Origin of the sequence: Actinomadura luzonensis (assembly GCF_022664455.2) — a bacterium.
Lineage (GTDB): Bacteria > Actinomycetota > Actinomycetes > Streptosporangiales > Streptosporangiaceae > Nonomuraea > Nonomuraea luzonensis.
This window is the reverse complement of record NZ_JAKRKC020000002.1, coordinates 2,788,499-2,807,058: the sequence shown is the minus strand read 5'-3', so window position 1 is coordinate 2,807,058 and position 18,560 is coordinate 2,788,499. Positions and strand designations below refer to the sequence as shown.

The following is an 18,560-nucleotide window of genomic DNA, read 5'->3' as shown; positions in this document are numbered from 1 at the left end:
ACTTGAGGGCGTGGGGACGGCGACAGCCGGGGCGCGAGTTCCTAGGATCCCGTCATGAGCTTCCACTTCGAGGACGTGAACGGGCTGCGCGTCGCCCGCGCCGGGACCGGCCCCCGTCTGATCATCGCCGTCCACGGCATCACCGCCTCCCTCATGGCCTGGGGCGCGGTGGCCCGCCGGCTGCCCGCCGGCTGGACGCTGGTCGCCATGGACCTGCGCGGCCGGGGCCACAGCGCCGGGCTGCCCGGCCCGTACGGTCTGCCCCGCCACGCCGAGGACGTCCTCCGCGTGGCCGAGCACGTCGGCGCGACCGGCGACACCGTGCTGACCGGCCACTCCATGGGCGCGTACGTGGCCGCCCTGGCCGCCGCCCGGCGCGACTTCGCCCGCGTGGTGCTGGTGGACGGCGGCATCCCGTTCCCGCCGCTGCCCGAGGGCGTGGACCCGGACGAGGCGCTGGCCGCGGCCCTCGGCCCGGCGCTGGACCGGCTGCGGCGGACGTACCCGTCGGCGGAGGCGTACGTGGACTTCTTCCGCGCCCACCCGGCCTTCAGGGGCCGCTGGAGCGACGACGTCGAGCGGTACGTGCGCTACGACCTGACCGGCCCGGACGGCGCGCTGCGCTCGCGGGCGGTGGCCGCGGCCGTGCTGGAGGACGGCCGCTGGCTGCACACCGCGCAGGCCGAGGCCGCGGCGGCGCTGGAGGCCGTCAAGTCGCCGCTGCGGCTGCTGCGGGCGCCGCGCGGGCTGCTGGACCAGGACACCGGCATGCTCCCCGACGACCTGGTGGCGCCGTGGACCGCCCGGCTGCCCGGCCTGCGCGACGAGGTCGTGCCGGACTGCAACCACTACACGATCCTGTTCGGCGAGCGGCCGGTGGCCACCGTGGTGGACCGGCTCACCTCCTGAGACGACGCCGCCCACCCCGTTCGTGGCGGGATGGGCGGCTGCTCGGTGACCCGGTGCGGGGTCAGCGTGGAGCGATCCAGGTGGCCCGGCCGGCGGCGACCAGCGTGCCGTCCACCTCGTAGATGGCGCTCTGGCCGAACATCTTGCGGCCGTCGCGGCCGGTCGGCCTGGCCACCACGGAGTAGCGGCCGCCGGGGTGCACGTCGCGGTGGATCTGCACGGCCAGGCGGCCGAGCAGCGCGCTCTCGCCGGGGCCGAAGTGCGCCCAGCCGGTGATGCAGTCGAGCACCGCGCCGATGATCGAGGCCGGCACGCCGTCCTCGCCGGCCACCGTGAACGGCACCCGCCAGCCGGCCGCCACCAGGTCGGTGCCGGCCACCGGGCCGGGGAAGATGCGCAGGCCGTCGCCCGGCTCGCGCAGGCCGCAGGCGAAGCACTCGGCGAACGGGTGCGCCTTCAGCCCGGCAAACCCGGCCTCGGCGCGGGCGGCGTCGTTGAACGGCACGAACCCGGGCCCCTCCAGGTCCTCGGCGACCGGGATGGCCTCGACGAGCAGCCGGTCGCCGTGCGAGAGGGACGCGGAGTTGGCCATGTGCTCAAGGCGCAGCTCGGTCTCCAGCGGCGTGGGGGCGTGGAGCGTGACCTCGACGGCTGATCGCCCCCCGTTGAGCGTCTCCGCCATGGTGCCCGCGATCCAGCCGCCGTTGGCGACTCCCTCTGGCCCGCGGAAACGCCGGGGAACGGTCAACACGGTCTGCAGGGCAGCCGTCGTCATGCCACACCCTCCCATATCGCCACAAGGGGCGCGAAGTCCTGAAATACCATAAAGAACAGACCGATTTTACTGGACACCCGCTTTACCCAGAGGTCGGGGGGTCCTAACATCCGGTCCGCACCACCACGTAACGCCCCGAAGGGGTCCGAAACTTCCCCACCCCCGGTCAGCACGCTAGGCACCGCACATGCCGCGGAAGTGACTCGGGGGTCAGAAGCAACGAAAATCGGCCTCACTCCAGGAGCGCTCCCGGAGTGAGGCCGATCAAGCCGTCCGGCAGTACTTTAGCGGGGGTTTCCGGCGTCCCGCACACCATTCGGCTGATACGAGCGACCTTCGGATTCGCCGGACAGGAGGCGCGCGCCGGGCGGCCCGCTCGGCGAGGCTGGAGGGGCGCGAGGCCGACAGTCGCCGTACACGGGGGAGGAAGATCGCTTGGACGTGCTCGACGAGGGCGCGCGGACCGGCACGGTGCGTTACCCGCCCGGGTCCCTGGTCATCCTGACCGGGCTGCCGGGGGCGGGCAAGACGACGCTGCTGCGCCGGCTGTACGCGCTGGACGGCGCGGAGAGCCTCCCCGTGGCCAGGGAGGCGGTCACGGTGATCGACACCTACCAGGCCAAGCGGCACTGGGCGGGCCGGCTGGCCTGGGCCCCGCACCCGGTGCGGCGGGCGGTGGTCTTCGCCACCCACCTGAGCCGCATCAGCCGGGCGCTGGCGGACGGCCGGTCGGTCGTCGCGCACAACCGCGGCTGCGCGCCGTCGGTGCTGCGCGGCCTCGACTGGCTGGCCCGCCGGCACGGCGCGCGGCTGCACCTGCTCCTGCTGGACACCACGCCGGAGGCGGCGCTGGCGGGCCAGCGCGAGCGGGGCCGGGTGGTGGCGGCGCGCACGTTCGCCCGGCACCGGCGGCGGTGGGAGGAGCTGATGGCGCGGGTCAGGAACGGCGACCCGGCGCCGGCCGCCGCCGCCCGGGTGGTGGACCGCGGCACGGCCGCCCTGCTGGAGGCCATCCTGTTCGAGGCCGACCAAGATCCGGTAAGCGGTGGTTTCCCCATAACGGAATAACGTCATTCCCACCGTTTTGTCCTGTCACTCCGTACGCTTGCGCCTCATACGTCAACGGGGAAACGTTCCAACGTCGGCCACGGGGAGACGCGGGGTTCGCTGAGCGCTGCTCGCACCCCCGCACGCACGACCGGCGCGTGGACCCCCTCTACCCCCCGGAGGTCCAGTGAGACTACGGTCTCTGCTGGCGGGCGCGTCCGTGCTCGCCGTCACCACCACGGCCGCGCTCGCGGCCGCCGCGCCCGCCCAGGCCGCGGCCGGCGACCCCGAGGTCGCCAAGAGCGTCACGGCCGAGGTGCGCAGCGGGCACAAGGTCCGCGCCATCATCGAGCTGAAGAAGGGCCAGAGCGTCGGCGCCGTGGCCAAGGACACCGAGGACGCCTCCAAGGGCGTCCAGGTCGTCGACAAGAAGCTCTCCGACGACTTCCTCGTCGCCACCCTCGACAAGGCGACGCTGGAGGAGGTCAGGACCGACGACCGCGTCGCGGCCGTCTACGAGGACCGGCTGAGCCTCCCGAGCCTCGACGTCAGCACCAAGCTGATCGGCTCGGACAAGGCCAACGAGGCGGGCTGGACCGGCAAGGGCTCCACCATCGCCGTCCTCGACACCGGCATCGACCGCGACCACCCGTTCTTCGCCGGCCGCATCGTCGCCGAGGCGTGCTTCTCGGCCACCTCGACCGACCCGTACTACGGGGCCGTGCCGCTGTGCCCGAACGGCCAGTCGGTGCAGGTCGGCGCCGGCGCCGCCGACGCCGAGACCGCCGCGTGCGTCGTGAACGGCAAGAACCAGTGCTACCACGGCACCCACGTCGCGGGCATCGCGGCCGGCAAGAAGGCGGCCGGCGCCCCGTCCAACGGCGTGGCCCCGGAGGCCGGCATCCTGCCGATCCAGGTGTTCACCCGGCTGAACGGCGCCGTCTGCCAGGAGGAGCTGGGGGTGGCCGCGCCGTGCTTCGCGACCTTCGTCTCCGCTCAGAAGGCCGCGCTGCAGTACGTGGACAGCGTGCACGCCGGTCAGAACGTCATCGCCGCCAACATGAGCCTCGGCGGCGGCCCCAAGCAGACGCAGCCCTGCGACGACGACCCGTCGGCGGGCGCGCTCAAGGAGGAGATCGTCTGGCTCAAGCAGTTCGGCGTGAGCGTCGTCGTCGCCGCGGGCAACAACGGCTTCACCGACGGCGTCTCCAGCCCGGCCTGCGTCTCCGCCGCGGTGACGGTGGGCGCCACCGACGACAACGACGCCGTGGCGAGCTTCAGCAACCGCGGCCGGCTGCTCGACCTGTTCGCCCCGGGCGTGCAGATCAACAGCTCGGTGCCCGGCGGCGGCTACGGCGTGCTCAACGGCACCTCGATGGCCGCCCCCCACGTGGCCGGCGCGCTGGCGCTGATCCGGCAGGCGTACCCGCAGCTCAGCGACGCGGGCCGGGTCGCCAAGCTGCAGGACACCGGCAAGGCCATCACCTACGGCGGCGTCACCACCAAGCGGATCGACCTGACCGCGGCCCTGCCGCCCAAGGCCACCCCGACGCCCACGCCGACCGCCACCCCGACGGCGACCCCCACCGCGACGCCGACCACGACCGCCACCCCGCGCCCGACCGGCTCGCACAGCCCCTCGCCGACCCCGACGTCCTCCCCCGACGACCACAGCACGAACGTCGACCCCGGCATCTACGGCGACCCGCAGCCCGTCCCCGACACCTGCTCCCGCGGCAAGGGCACCAAGCCGCTGAGCGCCAAAGCGTGGGCCAGGGAGATGCTGCGCGGCAAGGGCTCGCTCAGCGACGACACGCTGCGCTGCTACCTCACGCTGGCGCAGAACGGCAGCAAGGTCTTCCCCGAGCTGACGGACGCGGGCACGCTGACCAAGGCGTACAAGGTGCTCGCCACCCGGAGCAAGGCCGCCAAGGCGCTGCTCGACCGCGAGCTGCTGGCCTCGTGGCTGAACTACGCGCACGGCGTGTACAACTCCTCGGCCAAGGTGCACGGCGCGACCACGTTCAAGACCTCCGTGGCCGCCGCCGAGCGGCACCGCGCGGGCAAGAGCGGCGCCGCCATGAAGAAGGCGGCGGTGTACCTGTACCGGCACGTCAACAAGTAGGCCCCGAGACGTGAGAAAGCCCGGCGCGGACCGCTCCGCGCCGGGCTTCCCGCATGCTGGCGTCAGAGGATGGGCAGGTAACGGCCCAGCTCGAACTCGGTGACGTGGCGGCGGTACTCGCGCCACTCCGACCGCTTGTTGCGCAGGAAGAAGTCGAAGACGTGCTCGCCGAGCGTCTCGGCGACCAGCTCGCTGCGCTCCATCACCTCGATGGCGTCGTTGAGCGAGCCCGGCAGCGGCTCGATGCCGAGGGCGCGGCGCTCGGCGCTGGTGAGCGTCCAGACGTTGTCCTCGGCCGCCGGCGGCAGCTCGTAGCCCTCCTCGATGCCCTTGAGCCCGGCCGCCAGGATGAGCGCGAAGGCCAGGTAGGGGTTGCAGGCGGAGTCGAGCGAGCGGAACTCGATGCGGGTCGAGCCGCCCTTGTGCGGCTTGTACATCGGCACCCGGACCAGGGCCGAGCGGTTGTTGTGGCCCCAGCACACGTACGAGGGGGCCTCGCCGCCCTGGCCCGCGATGGCCTCGGCGCCGCCCCACAGCCGCTTGTAGGAGTTGACCCACTGGTTGGTGATGGCGGTGATCTCGGCGGCGTGCCGCAGCAGCCCGGCGATGAACGACCGGCCGACCTTGGACAGGCGGTAGTCGGAGCCGGCCTCGTAGAAGGCGTTGCGGTCGCCCTCGAACAGCGACATGTGGGTGTGCATGCCGGAGCCCGGGTGCTCGGTGAACGGCTTGGGCATGAACGAGGCCCAGATGCCCTGCTCCAGCGCGACCTCCTTCATGACCAGGCGGAAGGTCATGATGTTGTCGGCGGTGGTGAGCGCGTCGGCGTAGCGCAGGTCGATCTCCTGCTGGCCGGGCGCGCCCTCGTGGTGGCTGAACTCCACCGAGATGCCCATCGACTCCAGCATCATGATCGCCTGGCGCCGGAAGTCGTGGCCGGAGCTGTGCGGCGTGTGGTCGAAGTAGCCGCCGGAGTCGATCGGCTCGGGCCGCTGGCCGGGCTCGGGCCGGTTCTTCAGCAGGAAGAACTCGATCTCCGGGTGGGTGTAGAAGGTGAAGCCCATGTCGGCGCACTTGGCGAGCGTGCGCTTGAGCACCCAGCGCGGGTCGGCGTGCGACGGCGAGCCGTCGGGCATCAGGATGTCGCAGAAGATGCGGCCGGCGCCCGGCGTCTCGCTGCGCCACGGCAGGATCTGGAACGTCGCCGGGTCGGGCTTGGCGAGCATGTCGGACTCGTAGACGCGGGCGAAGCCCTCGATGGCCGAGCCGTCGAACCCGATGCCCTCGGCGAAGGCGCCCTCCAGCTCGGCCGGGGCGATGGCGACGGACTTGAGGAAGCCGAGAACGTCGGTGAACCAGAGCCGGATGAACCGGATGTCGCGTTCCTCGAGCGTGCGGAGCACGAACTCCTGCTGGCGGTCCAAGGCATCCCCTCTTGATGACAGAACAGGTCTCTTACCAGCATGCCGTGTCCGTGTTTCGCACAGGTTACGGGGGGTGTCGGTGAGGACGCCGCGCGAGGGCGGGCGAACTAGCCGGTGCGAGCCTCGCTGACAAAGCCCCCGCCCCGTCTTACTGTGATCAACGCAGTCAGTCTCGGGGGAGGCAAGGTGGCTATCGACCTGCTCAATCACAAGCTCGATCGGGCCTTCGACCACATCGACGCCAACGGCAACGGGGTCGTCGAGCGTGCGGACCTGCTCGGCCTGGGGGCGCGCATCCTGGTGGGCTTCGGGGAGTCCCCCACCTCGGTCACCGGGGCGAGCCTCGTCGAGAGCTTCGACGGCATCTGGGCCACGCTGGCGCGGACGCTGGAACGCGACGGCGACTCCGGCATCGCCCGCCCGGACTTCCGCACCGCCATGACGGCGGCGTTCGTCACGGGCGGTCACTACGACCCGGTCTTCCGCCCGGCGACGGTCGCGGTGGCGGAGCTGTGCGACGGCGACCGGGACGGCGAGATCTCCCCGGGCGAGTTCCGCACCATGCTGAGCGCGTTCGGCGTCGCCTACGACGACGTGGACGAGGCCTTCGACCGGCTGGACCGGGCGGGACGGGGCAGGCTGACCGTGGCCGGCCTGGTCGCCGCCGCCGCCGACTTCTACCGCAGCGCCGACCCGAACGCCCCGGGCAACTGGCTGTTCGGCCCGCTGTGAGCGCCGCTGTGGACACGACCGTGAACACCACTGACGAGCCCGGCGGCGCCGCCGACGGGCACTCCACCGTGACCGCGACGATGTTCGCCACGGTGCGCACCGCGCTGCGTTCGGTCCTGTCGTCGATGATGCCGCTGCCGCGGCGCGGCGGCTCGGCGGCGCTGGCGCTCATGCCGCTGACCGAGCGGGTGCCGGCCATGGCCGAGCCGTGCCGCATGCACCCGGCCGTGTACGCCATCGAGGCCGCCGTCATCGACTGGGCCAGGCGCACCGGCCTGCGGGCCGACCCCGGCGTCGGCTTCCACCGGATGGCCGGCCGGGCCTTCGCCGAGTTCGACGCGGCCGCGGCGGCGCTGTTCGCGCAGTGGCTGACCTGGCTGTTCCACCTGGACGACGAGCTGGACGAGGGCGAGTGCCGCCTGGAGGTCTTCCAGGGCCTGCTCCAGGGCGGGGCGCGGCACCCGCTGGAGGCGGCCTTCGCCGACCTGTGGCGGGTGACGAGCGCGCGGATGAGCGACCGGTGGCGGGCCAGGTTCGCGGTGGGGCTGCAACGCCAGCACGACGCCTGCCGCACCGAGGCCGACAACCGGGCGGCGGGCCGGATGCCGACGCTGGAGGAGTACCCGGCGCTGCGCAGGGGCACGGTCGGGCCGTACCTGTACGACCTGGTGGAGCCGTGCCTGCGGGTGGAGGTGCCGGCCTGGATGCACGCCTCGGAGCCGTGGCAGCAGCTCGTGGACGCCTGCAGCGACGTCACCGCCTGGTGCAACGACGTCGCCTCGCGGCCCAAGGAGCGCGGCGACGTGCACAACTTCGTGGTGCTGGCGATGCGCCAGCTCGGGCTCGGCGAGCGGGAGGCGACGGCCTGGGTGCTGGACCGGATCGCGCGCCGCTGCGAGGACATGCACAAGGCGGCCCGGCGGCTGCCGCTGCACGACCTCGCGCCCAAGGCGGCGCGCGACGTCAGCAAGGTGGCCTGCGCCTACCTGGCGGCGCCGCGCGCCCACCTCGACTGGCTGCTGGAGTCGGCGCGCTACGCCTGAGCCCGGTGGGGGGGCCGCGCGCCCGGGTGCGGTCACCCCTGGCCGGCGAGCATGTCGCCGGCCAGGGTGCGCCGGTAGAGGACCTGCTTGCCGACCCGCATGCCCACCGCGAGCCCGCCGTCGCTGAGCACGCCGAGGTGCTGGCTGACCGCGCCAGGCGTCAGCGACATGCGGGCGGCCAGCGCCGAGGTGGTGACGGGCTCGGCCAGCGCGAGCAGGATCCGCGCCCGGCTGCGGCCGAGGAGCGCGGCGAGGGCGCCGGGCGCGGGCGGCGGGCCCTCCTCCCACAGGGTGCCGACGCCCAGCACGGGATAGACCAGCATCGACTGGTACGGCGCGCTCATCACGGCCACCGACGGCCAGTGGAACGCGGTGGGCACCAGCACCAGCCCGTCGCCGTGCAGCCCTTCCTGCGCGCACCAGGGCCGGTCGACGACCAGCCGCTCCCCCGTCCAGGTCACGGCCGGGTCGAGCGCGGCGAACAGCTCGCTCGCGCCGCCCTGGGCGAGCTGCCGGGAGCGGCGCAGCACGTCGCGCTCCAGCAGCGCGTACACGCGTGGCCAGAACTCGGCGAAGCACCTGTCCCAGTACGCCTCCAGCGCGTCGGCGACCCTGGTCACGCCCGCGGCCGGGTCGGCGGCGAAGCGCCGGAGCAGGGCCGGGTCGGTGCCGGTGACCCGCAGGGCCTCCTCGCGGGCCCGTTCCGGCGGGGTGCGCCTGACCCGCTCCAGCTCGGCGGCGAAGTCGGGCAGCGGCGTGTCGGGCGGCGGGGTGAGGAAGTCGGCCAGGTAGCCGATGGCGGGCACGAGCGCCATCAGCTCGGCCAGGTCGAGCCCGGCGAGCCGGGGGCGCACGGCCTTGATCCAGGGCAGGTGCAGCGACTGGCGGGCGGGCCGGCGCAGGGTGCGGAGGCTGGCCACGAGCTCCCACATCGGGGAGAAGGCGAAGCGGATGCGGGCCACGTCGTCCGGCCGCAGCACCCAGGTGATGGACATCCTTTTAGTGTGGGCTAAATCGTTCGCCCGGCCAAGCCGGCGGGAGCACTCTTCGAGACGTGTCGAGCCCTACTGTCGAGAAGCCGCCGTCGTTCCTGCGGGCGCAGGTCGCCGGGCTGCCCCGCCCCTTCTGGGCCCTGTGGGGCGGCACCGTGGTCAACCGCCTGGGCACCATGGTGATGCCCTTCACCGGCGTCTACCTCACCCAGAGCCGCGGCCTGTCGGTGGCCGCGGCGGGCCTGGTGATGGGCGTCTTCGGCGCGGGGTCGCTGCTGTCGCAGCCGCTCGCCGGCACGCTGGCCGACCGCATCGGACGGCGGGCCACGCTGTCGGGCGGCATGCTGGCCACGGCCGCCGCGCTGCTCGCGCTCGGCTACAGCGCCACGCTGCCGGCCATCCTCGCCTCCATGCTGGTGCTCGGCGTGGTGATGGACCTCTACCGGCCGGCCTCCAGCGCGATGGTGGCCGACCTGGTGCCACCCGGGGAGCGGCCGCGCGCGTACGGGCTGCTGTTCTGGGGGATCAACCTCGGCTACTCGGTCGGCATGACGGCGGGCGGCTGGCTGGCGGGGATGGGGTTCCTCTGGCTGTTCTGGATCGACGCGGTCTCCAGCGTGGTCTTCGCGGTGCTGGTGTGGCGGGCGGTCCCCGAGACGCGGCCCGAGGGGGCGCGGGAGTCCGCGGGCGGGTTCGGCGCGGTGCTGCGAGACCGGGTGATGGTGGCGTTCACGCTGGTCGTGCTGGGCAACGCGCTGGTGTACGCGCAGACGATGACCATGCTGCCGGTGGCCATGACCAAGGTGGCGGGGCTCAGCGCCGCCCAGTACGGACTGGCCATGGCGCTGAACGGGGTGCTGATCGTGGTCGTGCAGCCGCTGGTGTCGGGCTGGCTCGGGCGGCGGGACCCGTCCCGCACGTTCGCGCTGGGCCTCGCGGTGATGGGGGCGGGGTTCGCGCTGACCGGGTACGTCACCAGCACGCTCGGCCTGGCCGTCACGGTCGCGGTGTGGACGGCGGGCGAGATCGTCACGGCCGGCATCGCGGGCGGCATCGTGGCCGCGCTCGCGCCCGCGCACCTGCGGGGGCGGTACGCGGGCCTGTTCGGGCTGGCCTGGTCGGCGGCGGCCGCGCTGGCGCCGCTGCTCGGCGGGCCGCTGCTGGAGCTGGGGCCGCGGGTGCTGTGGTGGACGATCGGCGCTATCGGGGTGGTGTCGGCGGCCGGCATGGTGGCCCTCGGCCCGGCGATCCGGCGGCGCGCCTGAGGGCCGCGAGCCCTCGTTGAGAAAATTTTGATCGGTTGTTGGCAGGCCGCCGATAATTTCCACCACACGACGAAAGGGTGGAAAGGGCGGTGAGATGCGCCGCGCGAGTCTCGCGCGAGGGACGGCGATCGCGATCGCCACGCTCGCCGTCACCCTGGAGCTGGCCGACATCTGGGTCACCGCGCAGCTCCCGCCGTCGCCGCTCACCCCGCTGCCGTTCGCTCCCGAGGACGTGGCCGGCACCGCCTTCCCGGTCTTCGGCGCGATCCTCGTCCACAGCAGGCCGCGCCTGGTCATCGGGTGGCTGCTGTGCGCCGGCGGGCTGAGCGCCGCGATCGGCGTCCTGGCCGCCAACCTCGGCGAGCTGTCGGGCGCCGGCCTCCCCTGGCTGGTCACGCTGTCCCGCCAGGTGCTGGAGCTGACCCTCGGCGTGCTGCTGCCGCTGCTCTACCCGGCCGGCGCGCTGCCGTCGCGGCGCTGGCGTCCGGTGGTGTGGCTGGCCCTCGCCGGGGCGGCCCTGGAGTGGGCCGGCCTCGCCCCGGCCGCGCGCTGGACGGCCGGGGCCGCGATGGCGCTGGCGTTCGCCTCGCTGGTGGTGCGCTTCGCCCGGGGCGGCGCGGTCGAGCGGCGCCAGCTCCTGTGGCTGCTGGTCGCGCTGCCCGGCCTGCTGGTGCCGTGGATCGCGGGCGGCGCGGCGGCGTGGACGGCGTCCCTGGCGATCCCGCTGATCCCGGCGGCGATCGCGGTGGCGGTGCTGCGCTACCGGCTGTTCGGCATCGACACGCTGATCAGCCGGGCGCTGGTGGGCACCGGGCTGGCGATCGTGATCACCGGCGTGTACGTGGCCGCCGGCGCCGCGGCCGGGCTGTTCCTGTCGGAGGTGGACCCGGTCGCCGGCATCGCCGCAGCGATCTTCGCGGGCGCGTTCTTCCACCCCATGCGGCGCGGCCTGCAACGCGGCGTGGACCGGCTCCTGTACGGCAGCACCGGCGTCCCCGAGGCGCTGGCCGCCCGGCTGCGGCACCGGCTCCAGCACGCCGACCCCCTGCACGGCCTGCTGGCCACCCTGGACGTGCTGCGCGAGGGCCTGTCGGCCACCGGCGCGGCCGTCGAGGTGGACGGCGACGTCACCGCCTCGGGCACGATGGGGGCCGCGCCCGCGCGGACGGTGCCGCTGGTGTGGCACGGCGAGCCGGTCGGGCGGCTGCTGATCGGGCCGCCTGGCCGCCGCAGGTTCCCGGCCGCGCACGACGAGCGGGTGGTCGCGACGCTGGTCCCGTACGTGGCCGACGCCGCGCACGCGGTGCGGATGACGGCCGCGCTGCGGCGCTCGCGCGAGCGCATCCTGACCGCCCGCGAGGAGGAGCGCCGCCGGCTGCGCCGCGACCTGCACGACGGGCTCGGCCAGTCGCTGACCGGCATGGCCATGTCGATCAACGCCGCCCGCCGCACCGCCCGCACCTCGCCCGGCGACGCCGAGCGCCTGCTCGCCGGGCTGAACGCCGGCATGGAGGCGGTGCGCGCCGACATCAGGGAGCTCGTCTACGGGCTGCGCCCGCCCGCCCTGGACGAGCTGGGCCTGGCCGGGGCGGTCGAGGAGCTGGCGGGGACGCCGGTCGAGGTGTCGGGAGAGCTGGCCGGGCTGCCGGCTGCCGCCGAGGTGGCCGCGTACCGGATCGTCCAGGAGGCCCTGACCAACGCGCGCAAGCACGCGCGGGCCACCCGCGTGGCCGTGGCGCTGCGCCGGGAGGGCGCGCTGCTGCGGGTGACCGTGACCGACGACGGGGTGGGGCTGTCGCCGGACGCGCGCCCCGGCGTGGGGCTGCACTCGATGCGCGAGCGGACCGCCGAGCTGGGCGGCACCTGCGCCGTCCGGGACGCCGAAGGAGGAGGCACCGTTGTCCAGGCCGAGCTCCCACTGTGACAATTCGCCATATGCCAGAACACGTTCTCGCTCTACAGTTACGCCTGACATGCTGACTTTCACCGCGCTGGGACCGTTCCAAGCCTGGGCGGACGGTGCCCCTCTCGACCTCGGCGGCCAGCGGCAGCGGGCGGTGCTCGCGCGCCTGCTCGTGGCCGGCGGCCGCGCCGTGCCCGTGAACACCCTCATCGACGAGTTGTGGCCGGGCGACCCGCCCGCGCAGGCCCTGTCCACCATCCAGGGCTACGTCTCCCGCCTGCGGCGCGCCCTGGAGCCCGGCCGCGCCCCGCGCGAGGAGGCGGAGGTGCTGGTCACCGCGCCGCCCGGCTACGCGCTGCGGGCCGAGACCGGGCAGGTGGACGCCTGGCGGTTCGAGGGCCTGGTCAAGTCCGACGGCCCGCCCGGGCAGGTGTGGGCCGACATGGAGGCCGCGCTCGGGCTGTGGCGCGGGCCGGCGCTGGCCGAGTTCGCCGACCTGAGCTGGGCGGTCACCGAGGCGGGCCGGCTGGAGGAGCTGCGCCTGATCGCGGTCGAGCGGCGCGCGGACGCCGGGCTGACGCTGGGGCGGGCCACGTCCCTGGTGGCCGACCTGGAGGCGCACGCCGCCGAGCACCCGCTGCGCGAGGAGGCGTGGCGGCTGCTGGCCGTGGCCCTGTACCGGATGGGCCGCCAGGGCGACGCGCTCGCCGCGCTGCGCCGGGCCCGCGCGGTGTGGCGGGACGAGCTGGGGCTGGACCTGACGGCCGGGCTGAAGCGGCTGGAGGCCGACATGCTGGCGCAGCGGCTGGAGGAGCCGCCCGCCCCCGAGGCCCCCGCCGTCGTCCCCGCCGTCGTCCCCGCCGCCCAATCCGCCGCCCAGCCCGCCGCCCCGTCCGCGCCCGCTTCGCCCGGCGGCGTGCTGCGCGTGCTCGTCGCCGACGACCAGGCGCTGGTGCGGGCCGGGGTGAAGGCCATGCTGGACAGCGACCCCGGCGTGACCTGGGCCGGCGAGGCGACCAACGGCGAGGAGGCCATCGCGGCCGTCCCCGCCGTCCGCCCCGACGTGGTGCTGCTCGACATCCAGATGCCGCGCCTGGACGGCCTGGCCGCCGCCCGCCGGATCCTGGCCGAGGAGCGCCCGCCGCGCGTGGTGATGATGACCACGTTCGGCAGCGACGAGAACCTGTACGCGGCGCTCCGCGCCGGGGTGAGCGGCTTCCTGCTGAAGACGGCGGCCCCCGAGCAGTTCCTGGCGGCGATCAGGGCGGCGGCTGCCGGGGACGCGCTCATCGACCCGGCGATGACGACCCGGCTGATCTCGGCGTTCGCCGGGCGCACCGACCCGGCCTCTCCCCCGGCGCTGGCCGGGCTCTCCGACGCCCTGCTGGACGTGCTGAAGCTCGTCGCGCGCGGGCTGACGAACCGGCAGATCGGCCAGACGTTGTCGTTGCCGGAGGAGGAAGTGGGGTTGCTGGTGAAGGCGCTGCTGGAGCACCTGGGGCTGTTCGACCGGGCGCAGCTCGTGATGGCGGCGTACGAGTCCGGTTTGGTGACACCTGGCGAGAAAGCGCACTTTTCGTCGCTTTGACGATAAAAATCGGGGCGTACTAGGCTGGTCGCGTGGCACAACTGCGCATCGCCCTGGCACAGACGAACCCGACCGTAGGCGACCTGAGCGCCAACGCGGACCGGCTGGTCGCGTGGACCCGCGACGCCGCCGAACGCGGCGCTCACCTCGTCGTCTTCACCGAGATGTTCCTCACCGGCTACCCGGTGGAGGACCTCGTGCTGCGCACGTCCTTCGTGGACGCCGGCATCAGGACCCTGGAGCAGGTGGCGCGCAGGCTGGCGGAGGAGGGCCTCGGCGAGCTGCCCGTGGTGGCCGGCTACGTGGACCGCGCGGGCCTCGCGCCGCGCGTGGGCCAGCCGAAGGGCGCCCCGCTGGACGCCGCCGCGCTCCTGTACCAGGGCGAGGTGGTGGCCAGGACGGCCAAGCACCACCTGCCGAACTACGGCGTGTTCGACGAGTACCGCTACTTCGTGCGCGGCGACCGGCTGCCGATCTTCCGGCTGCACGGCGTGGACGTGGCCGTCGCCGTCTGCGAGGACCTCTGGCAGGAGGGCGGGCCGGTGTCCGTCGTCGGGCAGGCGGGGGCCGGGCTGCTGGTGGTGCCGAACGCCTCGCCGTACGAGAAGGAGAAGGACGACGTCCGCCTGGAGCTGTGCGCCCGGCGGGCCCGCGAGGCCGGCTGCGCGCTGGTCTACGTGAACCAGGTCGGCGGGCAGGACGAGCTGGTCTTCGACGGCGACTCGATCGTGGTGGACGGCGCCGGAGAGCTGGTCGCGCGGGCCGGGCAGTTCCGCGAGGAGCTGCTGGTGGTGGACCTGACCGGCCTGCCGGTCTCCGAGGCGGCGCCGGGCGCGTTCCCGTACGACGCGGGCGACGGCACGACGATCACCGTCGACCGCCTGGTGCTGTCCGGCGAGCCCGTCGCGCCCTACCCCGCCGAGCCCGCGCCCGTCGCCGAGCGGCTCGACCTGCACGCCGAGGTCTACTCGGCGCTGGTGCTCGCGGTGCGCGACTACGTCGCCAAGAACGGCTTCCGCTCGGTCATCCTGGGCCTGTCCGGCGGCATCGACTCGGCGCTGACCGCGACGATCGCCGCCGACGCGGTCGGTCCCGACCGGGTCAACGTGGTGCTCATGCCCTCGCGCTACTCCTCCGAGCACTCGCTGACCGACGCCGAGGAGCTGGTGCGGCGGCAGGGCGTGCGCTCGCAGGTCGCGCCGATCGCCGACATCGTCACCGCGTTCGAGAAGGAGATCGAGCTGTCGGGCCTGGCCGCCGAGAACCTCCAGGCCCGGGTGCGCGGCACGATCCTCATGGGGCTGTCCAACCAGAACGGCCACCTGGTGCTCACCACCGGCAACAAGAGCGAGCTGGCGACCGGCTACTCCACGCTCTACGGCGACTCGGCGGGCGGCTTCGCCCCGATCAAGGACGTGCCGAAGACGATGGTGTGGGAGCTGGCCCGCTGGCGCAACGCCCACACCTGCGCCGGGTTCCTGCTGGAGGCCGAGCGGCCGATCCCGGAGAACTCGATCTCCAAGGAGCCGAGCGCCGAGCTGCGGCCGGACCAGCGCGACACCGACTCGCTGCCGCCGTACGAGGTGCTGGACCGGCTGCTGGACGACTACGTGGAGAAGGACATGGGCTCGCAGGAGCTCATCGCCGCCGGGCACGACCCCGAGCTGGTGACGCGGGTGATCCGGCTGGTGGACCTGGCCGAGTACAAGCGGCGGCAGTACCCGCCGGGGCCGAAGATCACGCCGAAGAACTTCGGCAGGGACCGCCGCCTGCCGATCACGAACCGGTGGCGGGAGTCCACCTCCTGAGGTTGTTCAGCACGCTGAACACTTCGCATAATGTTCAGCATGCTGAAGGATGTGCGGGCCGGTCGCGTGCTGGCCGCCGGCGTGGCCGCGAGCGTCGTGCTCACCGGCCTGGTCTGGCTGCTCGGCCGGCGGCTGAGCGGCATCGAGCTGCTGCCCGACCAGGGCGCGTCCTGGTACTACTGGAAGCTGCCCGAGCCGACCTTCTGGACCCGGGCCTCGGCCTGGGCCTGCTACGCCGCCCACCAGGTGATCTTCTGGTGGCTCATCCACCGCGCCCGGACCCGCGTCCGCCGCTACACCTCCGGCCTGCACCGGCTCAACGTGGCCGCGCTCGCCGTCAACACCGGCTTCATCGCCCTGCACGAGGTGCAGACCCAGCTCTTCTACGACGGCCTCGCGCAGGACGTGTCCATCTTCAGCTCCCAGGGCTCGGTGATCCTGCTGCTGGTGGCCGTGCTGCTCATGGAGAACCGGCGGCGCGGCCTGTTCCTCGGCCGGCCCGCGCCGATCCGGCAGGAGCTCGTCGCCTTCGCCCGCCGCTACCACGGCTACCTCTTCTCGTGGGCGGCGGTCTACACGTTCTGGTACCACCCGATGGAGAACACCAGCGGCCACCTGATCGGGTTCCTGTACATGTTCCTGCTGCTCCTCCAGGGCAGCCTCTTCCTGACCAGGGCCCACACCAACCGCTGGTGGACCGTCACGCTGGAGCTGGCCGTGGCGGCGCACGGCACGCTCGTGGCCGTCATGAACAGCGGCCCCGACGGGATGTGGCCGATGTTCCTGTTCGGCTTCCTCGGGGTGTTCGTCGTCACCCAGATGCACGGGCTCGGGCTCGGACGGGGGGTGCGGTGGGCGCTCGGGCTGGCGTACGCGGCCGGCGCCCTCGCCGTGTACGGCCTGCGCGGCGACCTCGCCGGCGTGTCGGCCGTGGTGCGCATCCCGGCCATCGAGTACGCCCTGGTCGGGGTGCTGGCCCTGCTGCTGTGGCTCGGCCTGCGGGCCGCCCGCCTCGCGCGACCGCGGGAGCCCGCGCGTCTGGAAGAATGAGCGGGTGGCGGAGGAACGACAGGCGACCACCCCCTCCCGGCGGCCCGGCACCACACCTCACGAGGCCGACGCCGCCGCCTCCCGCACGGCCGACGACGCCGCTTCCCACGAGGCCGACGCCGCCGCCTCCCGCACGGCCGACGACGCCGCCTCCTACGCGGCCGACGACGCGCGGTACGTCGCCGACGCCGCCGACGACGTGCGCGCCGACATCGGCTCCTGGCCCGTGGGCCGCCTGCTGTCGGTGGCCGCCCGCCTGGTCGAGCGGCGCTTCCACGACTTCCTCGCCGCCCACCACCTCAGCCACGCCGGGCTGATCGCCCTGCACCACCTCACCTCGGGCCCGCTGCCGCAGCGGGAGCTGGCGACCGCCTGCCGGGTCACCGACCAGACGATGAGCCGCACCATCGAGCACCTGCGCCGCACCGGCTACATCGCCAAGCGCTCCGACGCCCGCGACCGCCGCCGCATGCTGGTCGAGCTCACCGACGCGGGCACCGCCGTCCTGGCCCTGGCCCGCGAGAAGGAACGCGACTCCGGCGACCTCCTCGGCGCCGTCGAGGACTACGACCGCTTCCGCGAAGACCTCATCCGCCTCATCACCATCGCCTGACCCCCTCGCCCCGTCCCCCGCCGCGTCCCGGATCTGTCGGTGCCGTCTGGCAGGGTGTCCGCGTGGCGCAACCTCTGAAGGACCGCATCAACCTCCAGTCCGTGTCCGCGCTGGCCGACGGGCTGGCCGCCGCGTGGCCGCCCTTCCCTCGCGGCCGGTTCGTCGCCCGCGCCCTCGACGGGCTCGGCGGGCTGGAGCTGAAAGACCGGGTCAGGCACGTGGCCGGCGCGCTGCACGAGGCGCTGCCGCTGCCGTACCCGGAGGCCGCCGCCGTCGTGCGGGCGTGCGCCTCTCAGGGGGCGCTCGACCTGTGGAGCGGCTGGCCCGCCACCGACCACACGGCGGCGCACGGGCTCGGTCACCTGGAGGAGGCGATGGCGACGCTGGCCGCGCTCACGCCGTACGCGACGGGCGAGTTCGCCGTCCGTCCCTTCCTCGAACGTCACCGCGACGACGCCCTGAAGATCATGCTCGGGTGGGCGGAGTCCCCCGACGAGCACCTGCGGCGGCTGGCGTCCGAGGGCAGCCGCCCGCGCCTGCCCTGGGCCGCCCGCGTGCCCTGGCTGATGACCCCGGGCCCCACGCTTCCCGTGCTCGACCGGCTGCGCGACGACCCCAGCGAGTACGTCCGCCGCTCGGTCGCCAACCACGTCAACGACCTGGCCAAGGACCATCCGGAGGTGGCGCTCGGCCTGCTGGCGCGCTGGCGCTCCGACGGCGGCTCGCACGTGGAGCAGGTGCTCAGGCACGCGGTGCGCGGCCTGCTGCGCGCCGGTCATCCCGAGGCGCTCGCCCTGGTCGGGGCCGTGCCGGGCAGCGGCGAGGTCGACGCGCTGTCGCTGGAGGCGGGCACGGTGGCCGTCGGCGGCAGGCTGGCCTTCACCGTCACGGTCACCTCCGGCGCCGCCGGCCCGCTGCTCCTGAAGTACGCCGTGCGCCGCCCCGGCTCGCGGCGCGTGTTCCACCTGACTCAGCGCCAGGCCGGCGCGCCGGGGGCGACCTTCACCGTACGCAAGACCCACTCCTTCCGCCCGGTGACCACCCGGGACGAGCCGCCGGGCCCGCGCGAGCTCGACATCATCCTCAACGGCCGCGTCGCCGCGACCACCGCCTTCACCCTGACCGGCCCGGGCAGCGCCACCCCTTGAAGCGCGCCACGCCTCCCTTGTCCTCTCCGGGCCGGGGCTTTGCCGCCGCGTGAGGTAGGGCCCGGGGGCGCTGGGCAGGCTGGGGTTGGCGCACGGAGCCCGCGCCTCGCATCGGGTTCCCGCCGGCCGCCACCGGTC

At 73.9% G+C, this 18,560-nt stretch carries 15 protein-coding genes; 12 read left to right on the top strand and 3 right to left on the bottom strand.

Going from position 1 to position 18,560, the window contains the following annotated elements; translation table 11 throughout:
* Nucleotides 1–54: 54 nt before the first annotated feature.
* A complete protein-coding gene (locus MF672_RS43345) occupies nucleotides 55–909 on the top strand; it encodes an alpha/beta hydrolase (RefSeq protein WP_242377150.1) in 855 nt (284 codons plus the stop codon).
* Between the two features lie 61 nt (nucleotides 910–970).
* Here the strand turns inward: MF672_RS43345 and MF672_RS43340 are convergent, their stop codons facing one another.
* On the bottom strand, nucleotides 971–1,684 hold the full coding sequence (locus MF672_RS43340; RefSeq protein ID WP_242377152.1) for a PaaI family thioesterase: 714 nt from the start codon (nucleotides 1,682–1,684) through the stop codon (nucleotides 971–973).
* A 441-nt stretch (nucleotides 1,685–2,125) separates the two neighbouring features.
* Between MF672_RS43340 and MF672_RS43335 the strand changes: the two genes are divergently transcribed.
* Together MF672_RS43335 and MF672_RS43330 are read left to right on the top strand one after the other, a co-directional pair.
* Nucleotides 2,126–2,752, top strand: a complete 627-nt coding sequence (locus MF672_RS43335) for an AAA family ATPase (protein WP_242377244.1) — start codon at nucleotides 2,126–2,128, stop codon at nucleotides 2,750–2,752.
* Between the two features lie 166 nt (nucleotides 2,753–2,918).
* Nucleotides 2,919–4,856: a S8 family peptidase gene (locus tag MF672_RS43330; protein WP_242377154.1), complete on the top strand. Its 1,938-nt coding sequence runs from the start codon at nucleotides 2,919–2,921 to the stop codon at nucleotides 4,854–4,856.
* A gap of 62 nt (nucleotides 4,857–4,918) precedes the next feature.
* On the opposite strand, the gene MF672_RS43325 is transcribed toward MF672_RS43330, so the two are convergent.
* A complete protein-coding gene (locus MF672_RS43325) occupies nucleotides 4,919–6,280 on the bottom strand; it encodes a glutamine synthetase family protein (protein WP_242377156.1) in 1,362 nt (453 codons plus the stop codon).
* 186 nt (nucleotides 6,281–6,466) lie between these two features.
* Between MF672_RS43325 and MF672_RS43320 the strand changes: the two genes are divergently transcribed.
* Together MF672_RS43320 and MF672_RS43315 are read left to right on the top strand one after the other, a co-directional pair.
* On the top strand, nucleotides 6,467–7,012 hold the full coding sequence (locus tag MF672_RS43320) for an EF-hand domain-containing protein (protein WP_242377158.1): 546 nt from the start codon (nucleotides 6,467–6,469) through the stop codon (nucleotides 7,010–7,012).
* A 20-nt stretch (nucleotides 7,013–7,032) separates the two neighbouring features.
* The gene (locus MF672_RS43315) at nucleotides 7,033–8,055 is read left to right on the top strand and encodes a terpene synthase family protein (protein ID WP_242377160.1); all 1,023 of its coding nucleotides are present in this window, start codon (nucleotides 7,033–7,035) and stop codon (nucleotides 8,053–8,055) included.
* A gap of 32 nt (nucleotides 8,056–8,087) precedes the next feature.
* Here MF672_RS43315 and MF672_RS43310 read toward each other — a convergent pair whose 3' ends face one another.
* Nucleotides 8,088–9,050, bottom strand: coding sequence for a DUF5937 family protein (locus tag MF672_RS43310; protein WP_242377162.1), 963 nt, complete (start codon nucleotides 9,048–9,050; stop codon nucleotides 8,088–8,090).
* 59 nt (nucleotides 9,051–9,109) lie between these two features.
* Here MF672_RS43310 and MF672_RS43305 point away from each other — a divergent pair, with 59 nt between their 5' ends.
* The 7 genes from MF672_RS43305 to MF672_RS43270 all read left to right on the top strand — a co-directional run bounded on the left by MF672_RS43305 (nucleotide 9,110) and on the right by MF672_RS43270 (nucleotide 18,422).
* The gene (locus MF672_RS43305; RefSeq protein ID WP_242377164.1) at nucleotides 9,110–10,312 is read left to right on the top strand and encodes an MDR family MFS transporter; all 1,203 of its coding nucleotides are present in this window, start codon (nucleotides 9,110–9,112) and stop codon (nucleotides 10,310–10,312) included.
* Nucleotides 10,313–10,406: 94 nt separating this feature from the next.
* Nucleotides 10,407–12,236, top strand: coding sequence for a sensor histidine kinase (locus tag MF672_RS43300; protein ID WP_242377166.1), 1,830 nt, complete (start codon nucleotides 10,407–10,409; stop codon nucleotides 12,234–12,236).
* Nucleotides 12,237–12,285: 49 nt separating this feature from the next.
* Nucleotides 12,286–13,803, top strand: a complete 1,518-nt coding sequence (locus MF672_RS51905; protein ID WP_308210638.1) for a BTAD domain-containing putative transcriptional regulator — start codon at nucleotides 12,286–12,288, stop codon at nucleotides 13,801–13,803.
* A gap of 32 nt (nucleotides 13,804–13,835) precedes the next feature.
* Nucleotides 13,836–15,611 (top strand): NAD+ synthase, encoded by a 1,776-nt coding sequence (locus MF672_RS43285; protein WP_242377169.1) that lies wholly within the window; start codon nucleotides 13,836–13,838, stop codon nucleotides 15,609–15,611.
* A gap of 39 nt (nucleotides 15,612–15,650) precedes the next feature.
* Nucleotides 15,651–16,661, top strand: a complete 1,011-nt coding sequence (locus MF672_RS43280; protein WP_242377172.1) for a hypothetical protein — start codon at nucleotides 15,651–15,653, stop codon at nucleotides 16,659–16,661.
* A 4-nt stretch (nucleotides 16,662–16,665) separates the two neighbouring features.
* Nucleotides 16,666–17,274 (top strand): MarR family winged helix-turn-helix transcriptional regulator, encoded by a 609-nt coding sequence (locus tag MF672_RS43275; protein ID WP_242377174.1) that lies wholly within the window; start codon nucleotides 16,666–16,668, stop codon nucleotides 17,272–17,274.
* Between the two features lie 62 nt (nucleotides 17,275–17,336).
* Entirely contained in the window at nucleotides 17,337–18,422 is a 1,086-nt protein-coding gene (locus MF672_RS43270; RefSeq protein WP_242377177.1) for a DNA alkylation repair protein, read from the top strand.
* The last annotated feature ends 138 nt before the right edge of the window (nucleotides 18,423–18,560 follow it).

Bases quoted from the DNA above. Each gene is read 5' to 3' on its own strand.
- MF672_RS43340 (WP_242377152.1), bottom strand. From the start codon at position 1,684: ATGACGACGGCTGCCCTGCAGACCGTGTTGACCGTTCCCCGGCGTTTC.
- MF672_RS43345 (WP_242377150.1), top strand. From the start codon at position 55: ATGAGCTTCCACTTCGAGGACGTGAACGGGCTGCGCGTCGCCCGCGCC.
- MF672_RS43280 (WP_242377172.1), top strand. From the start codon at position 15,651: ATGCTGAAGGATGTGCGGGCCGGTCGCGTGCTGGCCGCCGGCGTGGCC.
- MF672_RS51905 (WP_308210638.1), top strand. From the start codon at position 12,286: ATGCTGACTTTCACCGCGCTGGGACCGTTCCAAGCCTGGGCGGACGGT.
- MF672_RS43310 (WP_242377162.1), bottom strand. From the start codon at position 9,050: ATGTCCATCACCTGGGTGCTGCGGCCGGACGACGTGGCCCGCATCCGC.
- MF672_RS43300 (WP_242377166.1), top strand. From the start codon at position 10,407: ATGCGCCGCGCGAGTCTCGCGCGAGGGACGGCGATCGCGATCGCCACG.